The organism is Thiohalocapsa sp. (assembly GCF_022340605.1).
Taxonomy (GTDB): domain Bacteria; phylum Pseudomonadota; class Gammaproteobacteria; order Chromatiales; family Chromatiaceae; genus Thiohalocapsa.
In genome coordinates this window covers 1-12,711 of the sequence record NZ_JAJDNQ010000064.1, presented here as the reverse complement: position 1 = coordinate 12,711, position 12,711 = coordinate 1, and the positions used below count along the sequence as shown (strand labels likewise).

The window sequence follows — 12,711 nt, the reverse complement described above, 5'->3', positions numbered from 1 at the left end:
CCAGATATGCCCCGTTACTTCTACAAGGCAGTCAAGCTCGACGGCGAGGAGATCGAGGGCGAGCAGGACGCCGCCGACGAGGCGGCGCTGGTGCGCAAGCTCCAAGCCGAGGGGTTGATCCCGCTGCAGACCCGTTCTGCCGGCGGGCTCACGGCGACCTTGGCGCGCCGCCGCCGCAAGCGCCTGAGCGCCAAGGATGTCGAGCTCCTCACCCGCCAGCTCGCGACCCTGCTGCAGTCCGGCCTGCCACTGGACCGCTCGCTGACCGTGCTCTCCGGGCTCAGCACCGAGGAGCACGTGGTGCGGGTGCTGGCGGACCTCCAGGACCGGGTGCGCGGCGGTGCCGCCCTGTCCGCGGCGCTGGAGGCGCAGGACGGCCAATTTCCGAAGCTGTACGTCAATATGGTCCGCGCCGGCGAGGCCAGCGGTGCGGTGGACGAGGTGCTGGGCCGCCTCGCGGACTACCTGGAGCGCACCGCCGAGCTGCGCGGCACCGTCACCTCGGCACTGGTCTACCCGGGCATCCTGCTGTTCGTGGCCGGGCTGTCGGTGATTCTGCTCCTGGTCTTCGTGGTGCCGCAGTTCACGGTGCTGTTCGAGGACATGGGCGCCGCGCTGCCGCTATCCACGCGCATCGTCGTCGGTGCCGGCGACGTCATGCGCAGTTACTGGTGGGCGCTGCTGGTGCTGGTCGCCGTCGTGGCGGTCGTGGCGGAGCGTTGGCTCATGGTCCCGGATAACCGCCGGCGCTTCGACTTCGCCGTCATGGCCCTGCCACTGTTTGGGGATCTGATCTGGAAGATGGAGACCGCCCGCTTCTGCCACACCCTGTCCACGCTGCTGAAGAACGGCCTGCCGCTGCTCTCCGCGCTGAATCTGGCCAAGGAGGTCGTGGACAACCGCAAGATCGGCGAGGGCCTGGCCGAGGTGGCCGATGGCCTCAAGCACGGGCGCGGCCTGGCCGAGCCGCTCGCCACCCGCGAGGTGCTGCCGGAGCTTGCGTTACAGATGATCCGCGTCGGCGAGGAATCCGGCACCCTGGACGCCATGCTGGCGAAGGTGGCCGATGTCTTCGACCGCGAAACCAAAGACAGCGTGCAGCGCATGCTGACCCTGCTGGAGCCGGCGCTCATCATCGGGCTGGGCATCGTCGTCGCCGGCATCATCGTGTCCATCATGATGGCCATCCTGGGTGCGAACGAGCTGGTGTTCTGACGGCAGGCGCAAGCGCCCCGGCCGGCCGGTACGACGCGTGGCGTGGAGCGCCGGCATCTTGCCGGCAACTGGGAGCGCCGGCATCTTGCCGGCAACTGGGAGCGCCGGCATCTTGCCGGCACCGGCACCGGCACCGGCACCGGCACCGGCACCGGCACCGGCACCGGCACCAGCGGACGTCAGCCGCGGTACCGCGAGGAGCTCGAGCCCCGGCTAATCATCAGGCTCGTCGCCGAACAGCACCCCCAACTCGATTTCAACCGCCTCGAACGGCGGGATGCGCGCCCGCCGGCGCGTCTCCGCCACGCCGGCAGCGGTAAAGACGCTGCAGTAAGCGCCCGCCTCCAGCGCATAGGCAATCAGCGCGCGGCCTTCCGGGTCAAAGATCCAGTAGTGGGGTACGCCGACGCGCTGCAAGCGCATGAAGTGCGTCAGCACGTCCTTGGATCAGCTCCACCCGCTCGTTACCCTGCCATGCCAGCAGGTCATCGACGGTGTACAGTCGTTTCGCGTCCATTTGTGTGCCTTCGATCGAGGAATGACGTCGTACTCGACGGCTGCGGCTCGGTCGGTCGAGGCTGCTACTCTAGCGCTGCGCAACACGAGCGGAAACGGGCTCAAGGTATCATGGGCCGGACCGAAGCCGGCGCGTGCCGGGACCGGCCCCAACGCCAAGGCTGTGGGTGGTCCGCGCGTGCCGGTGAGCTCAAACTGCCCTTCGATGCAGGAGATGACCGCGTGACCAAGACAAGCCCAAACCGCCGGCGGCCGGCCGGCTTTACCCTCGTCGAGCTCCTGGTGGTGCTCGCCATCCTCGGCCTGCTGGCTGGCCTGGTCGGCCCGCAGGTGATGAAGTTCCTCGGCACCTCCAAGACCAAGACCGCTGCATTGCAGATCGAGGACCTCGGCGCGACGCTGGACCTGTATCGGCTCGAAACCGGTCGCTATCCGGAAGGTCTGGACGCGTTGGTGACCGATCCCGGTGACGCGCCCAACTGGAACGGCCCCTACCTGCGCAAGGGCGTGGTGCCGAAGGACCCGTGGGGCAACGACTACCATTATCGCGCTCCGGGAGAGCATGGCGCCTACGATATCTGGTCCCTGGGCGCCGACAACCAGGAGGGTGGCGACGGCGACGACAAGGACATCAGCAGCTGGACGGAGCCAGAGCGCGGCTGAGACGGCGCATTGCGGCACGCGCGACGCCGCCGGCTGCAGTTGAGGCCCGCGCGGGAAGGCCGGCCCTTTTGACGCCCCTGTGACTGCCCGAAGCGGACGTGCACTCTCCGTGATCAGTGATCGGCGTCAATCGCTGCGCGTCTTCGCGTCGCCGCGAGTGTTGTTCCGCGCGCGCCAGGCACCAAGCGCGTATCGGCAGGGCTTCACCCTGGTGGAGCTGCTGGTGGTGCTGGCCATCGCCGGCCTGCTGCTCGCCTTGACGCCGCCGCTCATCACCGCCGCGCTGCCCGGTGTTGAGCTGAAGGCGGCTGCGCGGCGCACCGCCGGATCACTCCGACTCGCGCGCGAGATCGCTGTCGCCAAGGGGCGCGATACCGCCTGGGTGCTCGACATCGCCCAGCACCGCTATCGCATCGAGGGTGATCATCGCAGCGGGCGCCTGCCCAGTGGCTTGGAGCTCAAGCTGGTGGCTGCCGCGGACGAGATGCAGAGCGACACCGTCGGCGCCATCCGCTTCTACCCGGACGGCAGCTCCAGTGGTGGGCGCGTGATTCTCAAGCGCGGTGACGGTGGCTTCCAGGTGGGCGTGAATTGGCTGACGGGGCGGATCTTGATTGGGGAGTGGAAGCGATGAAGACGTGCACGGTGCGCAGTGCGAAGTGCGTGTCCCGGCGACGGCCTCCGTCGCACCGCGCAGTGCGCACCGCGCACTCCCGCGGTTTCTCCCTGCTCGAGGTCCTCGTCGCCTTCGCCATCCTCGCCATCAGCCTCGGTGTGCTGCTGCAGATCTTCCAGCGAGCCATGAGCAGCACGACGGTCAGCAGCGAGTACAGCCGCGTCGTCGCGCTGGCCGAAGCCAAGCTCGCTGAAGTAGGCGCCGACATCCCGCTGGAGGAAGGCGTCCACACCGGCGACCCCGAGGACGGCATGGACTGGATCGTCAATATCCAGCCCTACCAGCCCGCGGGCTGGCTGGGCGAAGACGAGACGCTCGCGCTGCAGCCGTACCTGGTCACCGCGGTCGCCTCGCTGCCCACCAGCGCAGGCGCCCGCCAAGTGACCCTGCGCACGCTGCGCCTCGCCGAGCCCGTCGAGCCCGGCCTCTAGGCCGCGCGGCACATGATCCCGCCGGCACACCGCAACCGCGACATCCCCGCCGCGGAGGCACCGCGGATCAGCGCGGCGCGCCTGCCGGCCGGGCGCGCGCGCTACATCGAGCCCGGCACCCGCCGCCGCCAAACCGGCTTCACCCTGGTCGAGCTGCTGATCGCCCTGGCTCTGATCGCCGTCATTACCGTGCTCCTGTTCTCCGGCCTCAGGCTCGGCTCTCGCGCCTGGGAGGGGGTCGAGACCGTCTCCGATCGGGTCAACGACCTGCGCGTTGCCCGCAACTTCATCGAGCGCGCCCTGCGCCAGGTGCGGTCGGAAAGCGTCCTCCTCGACGGTCAGCAATGGCCGGTGTTCGCCGGCGACGCCCACAGCCTGGAATTCGTCGCGCCGCTGTCCGAGCACGTCGGCATCCCTGGTCTCTACATCCTGCGACTGGTCGTGGAGCCCGCCGGCGACCACGATCGCCTGGTGCTGGTGCGCTGGCTGCTGCACCCCGACGCGCTCGCCGGCGGCGACGCTTACCCCGCCTGGGAACCCCTCGCCGAGGCCTCCAGCACCGATGCGGACCAAGGTCCCCTCGACAGCGACGTCGCTGCCGGCGCCTACGGCCGCACCGTGCTGCTGCCGCAGGTGAAGCAGTTCGAGCTCGCCTACTTCGGCGTCGAAGAAGGCGAGACCGATCCGAAATGGCTCGAGGAATGGGAGGACCAGTCGGAGCTGCCGCAAAGCGTGCGCATCGCCGTCGGCACACCCCGCGAGTCGTGGCCCGCCGCCGTTCTGGAACTGCCGGGGCGTGGGGCGATAAGCAGTGTGGCGTCGTTGCCCGCGGCACTCGGCCAGTCGCGCGATACCGGCACGAGAACACCACCGGGGCGGCCCGATGATCGGTGACCCGTTCCGGCCGCGACGGTCCATGGCCGCGCAACGCGGCATCGCCCTCGTCCTTGTCCTCTGGGTCATCACCCTGCTCACGGTGATGGCGCTCGGGCTGACGACGACGCAGCGCACCGAGAACGCGTTGACGCGCAATCAGATCGACGCGGCGCGGTTTCGGGCGCGCGCGGAGGCGGTGCTGGCGCTGACGGCGCTGAATCTGCTGACGACCCCGCTGGAGACGGTGCCGGCGGAGGCGGTCTGGACGCCGAACGGGATGCCGCATCCGGTCATGTTTGATGGCGCCGACCTGACCGTCACGCTCAGCAACGAGATGTCGCGGCTGGATCTGAATCTTGCGACGCGGGATCAACTGGCGGCATTGATCGAGCTCGCCCAGGGCGAGGAAGGCTTCGACGAGGCGCAGCGCGATGCGCTGGCGGATGCCATCGTCGACTGGCGTGATGAGGACGACGTGAGCCAGCTCAACGGCGCCGAGGACAGCGACTACGAGGCTGCCGGACTGCCCTATGGTGCGGCCGACGGGCCGTTCCGCAGCGTCGAGGAGCTGCAGCTGGTGCTGGGCATGCCGCGGGCATTGTACCGGCGTCTCGCTCCCGACCTCACCGTGCACAACGATACCGGACGCGTGGAGCAGCGCTTCGCCTCCGCGCGGGTGTTGGCGGCCGTGCAGGGCATTGCCCTGGAGGATGCCGAGCAGTTGGTGCTAGAGCGCGATCAGCCGCTGCTGCCGGACGGGCAGCAGCCGGTCGCCGTCAGCCGCGGTGGGCCGCTGTATCGGGTGCGGGTGGCGCAGGTCACGCCGGAGGGCGCCGGCCGGCAGATGGAAGCGCTGTTGTCGGTCCAGGGGGGGCAGCAGCCGTTCGAGGTGCTTTGGCGGCGCTATGGGCTGCCGGCGGAGGCACCACAGGCGACGGGCGGTCACGCAGCGGACGAGTGACGGGCCATCGCGCTATGCTTGGCGCTCGCGTGGCGCCGGTTTGCGGGCGGGGCGAGGGGTTGGCGCGGTGGCCGGGTGCTGCCTGGCTGCGGCTTCGCGTACCAGGGGGGAGAGCCGCTCGCTCCCTGTTGCCGGCAAAGTTGCCGGCAAGATGCCGGCGCTCCCGGATGCCGGCAACATGCCGGCGTTCCCAGTTGCCGGCACGTCGGCATTGGCCCGCGTCTTAGGAGATCGCCTTGGCATGACCTTGATCGCTCAACCGCCGATGCGCGTACGGCTTTGCCATGCGCGGGAGGGAACGTCTTGGCGGCGTTGAGCCGACCCGCCCGCCTCGCGGGTCTGCGGCTGCCCGTGACGGGCGCGGATCTACTGCGGCCCTGGCGGGATGGGCTGCTTCGCTGCATGCCGCAGCGGCTGCGGCGCTGGCTGGCGCTGCGCAACCCCCGGCTGGTGGTGCAGCCGCACGGGGACGACGCGCAGCTGCTGCTGCAAGTCGGCGACGAGCGCGAGCCCATTGGCGGCCTGGATCTGCGGACGGGCGGGAGCCTGGTCTCTTTGCTCGCGCATCCGCCGAAGCGGGGCTGGCGCGAGACCTGGCTGGAGCTCCCCGCGGAGCGCGTGCTGCTGCGCCATGCCGCGTTGCCGGCGCAGGTGGAGGACAATCTGCGCCAGGTGCTCGCCTTCGAAATGGACCGTCTCACCCCCTTCACGTCGAGCGATGTCTACTTCGACGCCCGGGTGGTCGGCCGCGTCGCCCGCGGCAGCAAGCTGGACGTGGAGCTGGCGGTGGCGCGGCGCGACGCCGCCGCGGATTGGCTGGACCGCCTGCGCGAGGGGCGCTCGCCGGCGTCGCGGCTCGTCTGGCCAGGCGCCTGGCCCGGTGCCAACCTGTTGCCGCGCGAGGAGCGGGCGAAGCGCCCGCGCTTCGGGTCGCTGCTGACGCAAGCGCTTCTCGCCCTGGTGATCACGCTACTGGTCGCGGCCCTGGTGACGCCCCTGTGGCAGAAGCGCCGCGCGCTGGAGCTGCTGGACGCCGAACTGCGTCGCGTGCGCGGCGCCGCCACGGCGGTGGAGGACGTGCGCGAGGCGCTGGAGCGTGCCCGGCTGGGCAGCGTCGAGGTACTGAACCGCAAGCGCGATCACCCGCGCATGATCGATCTGCTGCGGGAGCTGACAGATATATTGCCGGACGGCACCTGGGTGCAGACCCTCAACTTCCGTGACGGCGAGGTGGACATTCGCGGCGAGTCCGACCAGGCGACGGCGCTCATCGGCATGCTCGAGAACGGTCCGGGCATCAGCGCAGTGAGCTTTCGCTCGCCGGTGATGCAGGTGGCCAGCACTGGCCAGGAGCGCTTCCACATCTCCTTCGCGTACGCCCGTCCGGAGGCGGAGTGAGCGCGCCGCGATGAACGAACCCGTCGGCCTCGACGCGCCGGGCTCGCCGGGCGGTGCAACATCCCTCGTCGCCGATGCCGCGCCGGATGCACCGCCGCCGGAGGCCGCGGCACGCCCGCGCCGCACGCGGCCGGGCGTCGACTGCATCGTCGCCTGGGGCGCACTGCTGCTGCTGCCGGTGCTCCTGGCGCTGGCCATCGCCTTGCCCTGGTGGCAGCGGTTGCAGGCGCTGGATGCGGACTACGAGCGCGGCGTCGACCAGCTCTACCGTTATCAGCGCCTGGTGGCGACCCTGCCGGGGCTGCGCGCGGCACTGGCCCGGGAGCAGTCCAACGAGGACTTCAAGGCGTTCTATTTCAATGCGGAAACACCGGCGCTCGCCGGCGCGCGCCTGCAGAGCGAGGTGCAGGAAATGGTCCGCGCCGCCGGCGCCCGTCCCATCAGCACCCAAATCCTGCCCACGAACGAGGAAGAGCAGCCGCCGCGGGTGCGTATTCGCATACAGCTCCAGGGCACGACCGATGAGCTACTGGACGTGCTGCACCGCATCGAGAGCGCACAGCCCTTCCTGTTCGTGGAGCAGATGTCCATCCGCTCGACCGCCCCCCGGGCACCACGGCTGCGCGGGCGCACCATCAGGCGGCGCCTGATGCCGCGTAACGTCGGTCAATTGACGGTCCGGCTGGATATCTTTGGGTATGCACTCGGAGGCGGGGCATGAAGTCGATGCTCCTGTCGCTCGCGTTGCTGCTCGGCTTGGTCCTGGTTGTGCAGTGGCGCGGTTGGTCCGGCGACGCATCCCTGCCGGCGCCGCCGGACGCCCCGGCCAAGGCGGCCGCGCGAGAGGATACTGCTGCGGCAGAGCTGCGCGGCGTTCCGCTCGAGCCGCCGCCAAAGGAGGACTATGCTTCGGTCGTCGAACGGCCGCTGTTCCTTCCGGATCGCCGCCCGCCGCCGCCCGAGGAAACCGGGGAGCAGGAGGGCGAGGAAGAGCCCGTGACCGAGCTCGACGGCGTGGACCTGACGGCCGTCGTGATTACCCCCGACGTGGTCTCGGCTTGGGTGCGCAGCCCCGATGACAATGAGCTCAAGCGCCTGCGGCTCGGCGACGAATTCGCCGGCTGGACGGTGAAGGGCATCGCGCCCGACGAATTGGTGCTCGAGCGACAGGGAGAGACCAATCGGCTATTATTGCGTGATTACGAAAACGCACCGCCGCCGATCCCACCAACCCGCATGCAGCCCCGCCACCAGGTCGGTGATGCCGGGATGGGCCGGGAGCGCGGTGTGCCGGTCGCGCGGCGCCGACGCATGTTGCCGCGGGAGGATGCGCGCGACAACGCCGCGGGGCGACCCGTCCAACGCGGCGGGCAGACGACATCTCAGCGGCAGGCCACCGAGCGCAGCACCAAGCCCACACCCTCCCGGCTACCGCCCACACGCCCGCCCACACGCCAACCCAATGCGACCATACCTGGCTCGTAGACAACCGCAGCGTTGCAGACGCCGTTGGCAGTGGGTCGCTCCGAGGTCCGCGCTGTGGCGCCTTTGCGTCGCCCTGTTGCTGCCGCTGATGGTGATGCTCACCAATGGCTGCGGCGGCCTGATCTTCGACCCCAGCAAGCGCATCGGGGAGTCGACCGGTCATATCACCGACACCAATCGCCGCCCGCTCCCCACCGGCACCGGTGCCGGGCAGCCGGCCAGCATCGCCCTTGGCGAGGAACTGCCGCAGGAGAAGGAATCGGTGCGGCGTGGCACCGGCACCTTCGTCCGCCAGGTGGCGCCCCCGGGCGTGGATACCACGCCGGGCGACATCACGCTGAACTTCGACGGCACCGACATTCGCGAAGTGGTCAAGGTCATCCTGGGCGACCTGCTCGGTGTCAACTACGTGCTGGACCCGGCGGTGTCGGGCTCGGTGTCGCTGCAGACCGGCCGCCCGCTGCGGCGCGACCTGCTGATACCCACCCTGGAAATGCTGCTGCGCATGAACAACGCGGCGCTGGTGGACAATGCGGGCACCTATGAGGTGGTGCCGCTCAGCAACGCCATTCAGGGCCGAATCGTGCCGCAGCTCGGGCAGTCGTCGCGTGCCCTGCCGGAGGGCTACAGCGTGCAGGTGGTGCCGCTGCGCTACATCGGTGCCGAGGAGATGGCCAGCATCCTGGAGCCGCTGGCACCGGAGGGCAGCGTGGTGCGCACCGACAACCTGCGCAACCTCATCGTCATTGCCGGCACCAGCCCGGAAATGAGCAACCTGCTCGATACCATCCAGGTGTTCGACGTGGACTGGATGGCCGGTCTGTCGGTGGGCTTTTTCGTGCTCGAGTACGCCAAGGCGACGGACGTGGTGACCCAGCTGCAGACGCTGCTCGCCGACGACAACGGGCCCAACCCCTTGAACGGCATCTTCCGGTTCATTCCGGTGGAGAGCGCGAACGCCGTTCTGGTGGTGTCGCCGCAACAGAGCTACCTGGCGCAGATGGAGGACTGGATCGACCGCCTCGATCGCGCCGAGGCCAGCGGCAGCACGGCGCAACGGCTGTTCGTCTATCGCGTGCGCCACGGCGACGCCGAGAATCTCGCCGACGTGCTCTCCAAGCTCTTCGCCGGCGAGACCGAGGGCGGCAGCAGCCGCAGCATCGGTGGGGTCGCCCCCGGCATGAGCGAGACCAGCATTGGCGGCGAAGACGGCGGGGAGGGGAGCTTCGGCGGCGGTACTACGACACCGCTTCGTGCCACGGCGAGCACGCTGGAGCTGTCGTCGCAGGTGAGCATCGTCGCGGACCCGGTAAACAATTCGCTGCTGGTGCGCTCGAGCCCGCGGGACTACAAAAAGATCCTCGATGCCCTGAAGCAGCTCGACATCGTGCCCCTGCAGGTGCTGGTGGAGGCGACCATCGTCGAGATCCGCCTCACTGGCAATCTCAAGTACGGCGTGCAGTGGCGCTTCTTCGGCCTCGCTGCCGGTGGCAAGTGGGACTCGGAGAACACCCGCAACGTCGGCGGCTATCGCAGCGATATCTCGTACCGGGGCACTGACAATGGTCCGGCACAGAGCTTTGAGCCCAACGGCACCCCGTCCACCTTCAACTGGTCCGTGGTGCTGCGCCCCGACACCATCCGCGCCACCCTGTCGGCGCTGGCCCAGGACAACCTGGTCAATGTGCTGTCGTCACCGTCGGTGATGGTCCGCGACAACCAGACTGCCGAGATCCAGGTGGGCGATGATGTGCCCATCGCCACCTCCCAGCAGCAGGGCACGTCGACCACGGACCGAATCATCAACCAGATCGAGTATCGCAAGACCGGCGTGATGCTGTCCGTGAAGCCCAGGGTCACGCCCGGCGGCATGGTGCAGATGGAGATCGAGCAGCAGGTGAGCACGGTCGCCCAGGAAAGCGGCGCGCTCAACTCGCCCACCTTCCGCACCCGCAACATTACCAGCAACGTGGCCGTGCGCTCTAACCAGGCGGTGGTCCTGGGCGGCCTGATCCAGGACAACAAGGTAGACGGCAAGTCCGGCATTCCGGGGCTTTACCGAGCGCCGTTGCTGGGCCCGCTGTTCGGCCAGACATCCCACGACGCCGAGCGCACCGAGCTGGTGGTGGTGCTCACGCCACGCGTGATCGCGAGCGACAGCGACATCGAGACCGTAACCCGGGACTTCCGCGAGAAGGTTCGGAACCTGGACACCCGCTTCTGACACCCTCGCCCACACCGACGACGCCCATGCCCGAGACCGCCAGCAGTGCCCGCGCCGCCTGCATCATCGACTGCGCCGCCGTCGCCCGCGAGGTGTTCGAGATCGAGGCCGCCGGCATCCTCGGCCTCACCGAGAATCTGGACGGCAGCTTCAGTGCCGCGGTGGAGACCATCCTCGCCACCCGCGGGCGGGTCATCGTCTGCGGCATGGGCAAGTCCGGCATCATCGGCAAGAAGCTCGCCGCGACACTCGCCAGCACCGGCACGCCGGCCTTTTTCATGCATCCGGGGGAGGCTTTCCACGGCGACTTGGGGATGGTGACGCCGGCGGACGTCTTCGTCGCGCTGTCCAATTCCGGCGAGACCGAGGAACTGGTGAAGCTCCTGCCGTTCCTGCGCGACAACGGCAATCCGGTGATTGCACTCACCGGCAACGCCCGCTCGACGCTGGCCAAGCATGCCAGCGTGCACCTGTCCGTGCGCGTCGCGCGCGAGGCCTGCCCGCTGCAACTGGCGCCCACGGCTTCCACCACCGCGACACTGGCCATGGGCGACGCCCTGGCCGTGGCGCTGATGCGCGCACGCGACTTCCAGGCCGTGGACTTCGCCCGCTTCCACCCGGGCGGCAGCCTCGGCCGGCGCTTGCTGCATCGGGTGCGCGAGGAGATGCGCTGCGACAATCTGCCCTTCGTGTCGCCGGATGCCGACGCGGATGCCGTGCTCACGTCCGTCAGCAACGGCAAGCTCGGCATTGCGCTGGTGAGCGACGACCAGAATCACGCGCTCGGCATCATTACCGACGGCGACCTCCGCCGCGCCGTACAGGCCCACCGCCAGGCCTTCTTCGACAAGCGTGCGGCGGACCTGATGACACCGAGCCCCATCACCATCGGCGCCGATAGCAACATGCAGACCGCCATTGAGCTGATGGCCAAGCACAAGATCACGCTGCTGGTGGTGGTGGACCACGGCGGCGTGGTCGGCGTGGTGCAGAAGTGACGGCCGCTGCGGCCAGAAGAAAGCGGAGACAGCGATGCAGTTCATCGACCTGAAGGCGCAGCAGGCGCGCATCGAGGCCGAGGTCCAGGCCCGCATCCAGGCGGTGCTGGCCCATGGCCGCTACATCATGGGGCCCGAGGTGGCCGAGTTGGAGCAGCGCCTCGCCGACTACGTGGGCGTGCGCCACTGCGTCGGCGTCTCCAGCGGCACCGATGCGCTGCTGGTGGCGCTGATGGCGCTGGACGTCGGACCGGGCGACGAGGTCATCACCACGCCCTTCACCTTCGTCGCCACCGCCGAGGTCATCGCGCTGCTCGGCGCGGTGCCCAGGTTCATCGATATCGACCCCGTCACCTACAACCTCGACCCCGGGCGCATCGAGTCGGCCATCGGCCCCAAGACCCGCGCCATCATGCCGGTGTCCCTATACGGCCAGTGCGCGGATATGGACGCCATCAACGCCATCGCCGCGCGCCACGGCCTACCCGTCATCGAAGACGCCGCGCAGAGTTTCGGCGCCACCTACAAGAATCGGCGCTCCTGCGGACTGTCAACCATCGGCTGCACCTCGTTTTTCCCGTCCAAGCCGCTCGGCTGCTACGGCGACGGCGGTGCCTGCTTCACCGATGACGAGCGGCTCGCGACCCTGATGCGCCAGGTCATGAACCACGGCCAGGACAAGCGCTACAGCCATCCGCGGCTCGGCATCAACGGCCGGCTAGACTCGCTCCAGGCCGCGGTGCTCCTCGCGAAGATGGGCATCTTCCCCGACGAGGTGGAGCGCCGCGCCGCCGCCGGCGCCCGCTACACGGCGCTGCTCCAGGCCTGCGGCGCCAACAGCACTGGCGATGCCGCGGATGGCCTGCTCACCCCCCATATCGCGCCGCATAACACCAGCGTCTACGCCCAGTACACCGTGCAGACAGACGACCGCGACGCCGTGATTGCCCGGTTGAGCGCAGCGGACATCCCGACCGCGGTGCACTACCCCATTCCGCTCAACCGTCAGGGCGCCTATGCCCACCTCTGCCGCCCGGACGGCACGCCGCACGCGGACCGCGCCGCCGCGCGCGTGCTGAGCCTGCCGATGCATCCCTACCTGCCGGCGGAGGATGCCGAGCGGGTGGCCGAGGTCCTCGCCGGCGCCGCTGCCTAACGGAGGATCGGCCGCCGCCAGACGCCGCCTCAGTGCGTCCGGCCTTGCGGCCGATGGAGCGGGACTCGGGATTGCCCGGCTTGCCGCCGACGAAGGAACGATCGATCTTGGC

At 69.2% G+C, this 12,711-nt stretch carries 13 protein-coding genes; 12 read left to right on the top strand and 1 reads right to left on the bottom strand.

The features are described 5' to 3' along the window. Positions 1–6 precede the first annotated feature (6 nt). Positions 7–1,215: a type II secretion system F family protein gene (locus LJE69_RS08095; protein ID WP_296923726.1), complete on the top strand. Its 1,209-nt coding sequence runs from the start codon at positions 7–9 to the stop codon at positions 1,213–1,215. Between the two features lie 213 nt (positions 1,216–1,428). Here LJE69_RS08095 and LJE69_RS08090 read toward each other — a convergent pair whose 3' ends face one another. Continuing rightward, positions 1,429–1,653, bottom strand: coding sequence for a Uma2 family endonuclease (locus LJE69_RS08090; protein ID WP_296923724.1), 225 nt, complete (start codon positions 1,651–1,653; stop codon positions 1,429–1,431). Positions 1,654–1,953: 300 nt separating this feature from the next. Here LJE69_RS08090 and gspG point away from each other — a divergent pair, with 300 nt between their 5' ends. From gspG to LJE69_RS08035, 11 genes are all read left to right on the top strand, one after another. Continuing rightward, positions 1,954–2,394: a type II secretion system major pseudopilin GspG gene (gene gspG / locus LJE69_RS08085; protein WP_296923722.1), complete on the top strand. Its 441-nt coding sequence runs from the start codon at positions 1,954–1,956 to the stop codon at positions 2,392–2,394. 109 nt (positions 2,395–2,503) lie between these two features. Further along, positions 2,504–3,028 (top strand): GspH/FimT family pseudopilin, encoded by a 525-nt coding sequence (locus LJE69_RS08080; RefSeq protein WP_296923721.1) that lies wholly within the window; start codon positions 2,504–2,506, stop codon positions 3,026–3,028. Positions 3,029–3,090: 62 nt separating this feature from the next. Continuing rightward, positions 3,091–3,501: a prepilin-type N-terminal cleavage/methylation domain-containing protein gene (locus LJE69_RS08075; RefSeq protein WP_296923719.1), complete on the top strand. Its 411-nt coding sequence runs from the start codon at positions 3,091–3,093 to the stop codon at positions 3,499–3,501. A 12-nt stretch (positions 3,502–3,513) separates the two neighbouring features. Continuing rightward, a complete protein-coding gene (locus LJE69_RS08070) occupies positions 3,514–4,395 on the top strand; it encodes a prepilin-type N-terminal cleavage/methylation domain-containing protein (RefSeq protein WP_296923718.1) in 882 nt (293 codons plus the stop codon). A 22-nt stretch (positions 4,396–4,417) separates the two neighbouring features. Then, positions 4,418–5,338 carry a general secretion pathway protein GspK gene (locus tag LJE69_RS08065; RefSeq protein ID WP_296923716.1) on the top strand — a complete coding sequence of 307 codons (921 nt, stop codon included), beginning with the start codon at positions 4,418–4,420 and terminating at the stop codon, positions 5,336–5,338. A 303-nt stretch (positions 5,339–5,641) separates the two neighbouring features. Next, entirely contained in the window at positions 5,642–6,736 is a 1,095-nt protein-coding gene (locus LJE69_RS08060; RefSeq protein WP_296923714.1) for a PilN domain-containing protein, read from the top strand. Between the two features lie 10 nt (positions 6,737–6,746). Then, positions 6,747–7,457, top strand: coding sequence for a type II secretion system protein GspM (gene gspM / locus LJE69_RS08055; RefSeq protein WP_296923712.1), 711 nt, complete (start codon positions 6,747–6,749; stop codon positions 7,455–7,457). Then, positions 7,454–8,221 (top strand): type II secretion system protein N, encoded by a 768-nt coding sequence (locus LJE69_RS08050; protein ID WP_296923711.1) that lies wholly within the window; start codon positions 7,454–7,456, stop codon positions 8,219–8,221. Before gspM ends, LJE69_RS08050 begins: the two co-directional genes overlap by 4 nt. A gap of 76 nt (positions 8,222–8,297) precedes the next feature. Further along, positions 8,298–10,445 (top strand): type II secretion system secretin GspD, encoded by a 2,148-nt coding sequence (gspD, locus tag LJE69_RS08045; protein WP_367114643.1) that lies wholly within the window; start codon positions 8,298–8,300, stop codon positions 10,443–10,445. Between the two features lie 26 nt (positions 10,446–10,471). After that, positions 10,472–11,443, top strand: coding sequence for a KpsF/GutQ family sugar-phosphate isomerase (locus tag LJE69_RS08040; RefSeq protein ID WP_296923709.1), 972 nt, complete (start codon positions 10,472–10,474; stop codon positions 11,441–11,443). A 34-nt stretch (positions 11,444–11,477) separates the two neighbouring features. Beyond that, positions 11,478–12,599: a DegT/DnrJ/EryC1/StrS aminotransferase family protein gene (locus LJE69_RS08035; RefSeq protein ID WP_296923708.1), complete on the top strand. Its 1,122-nt coding sequence runs from the start codon at positions 11,478–11,480 to the stop codon at positions 12,597–12,599. Positions 12,600–12,711: the final 112 nt, after the last annotated feature.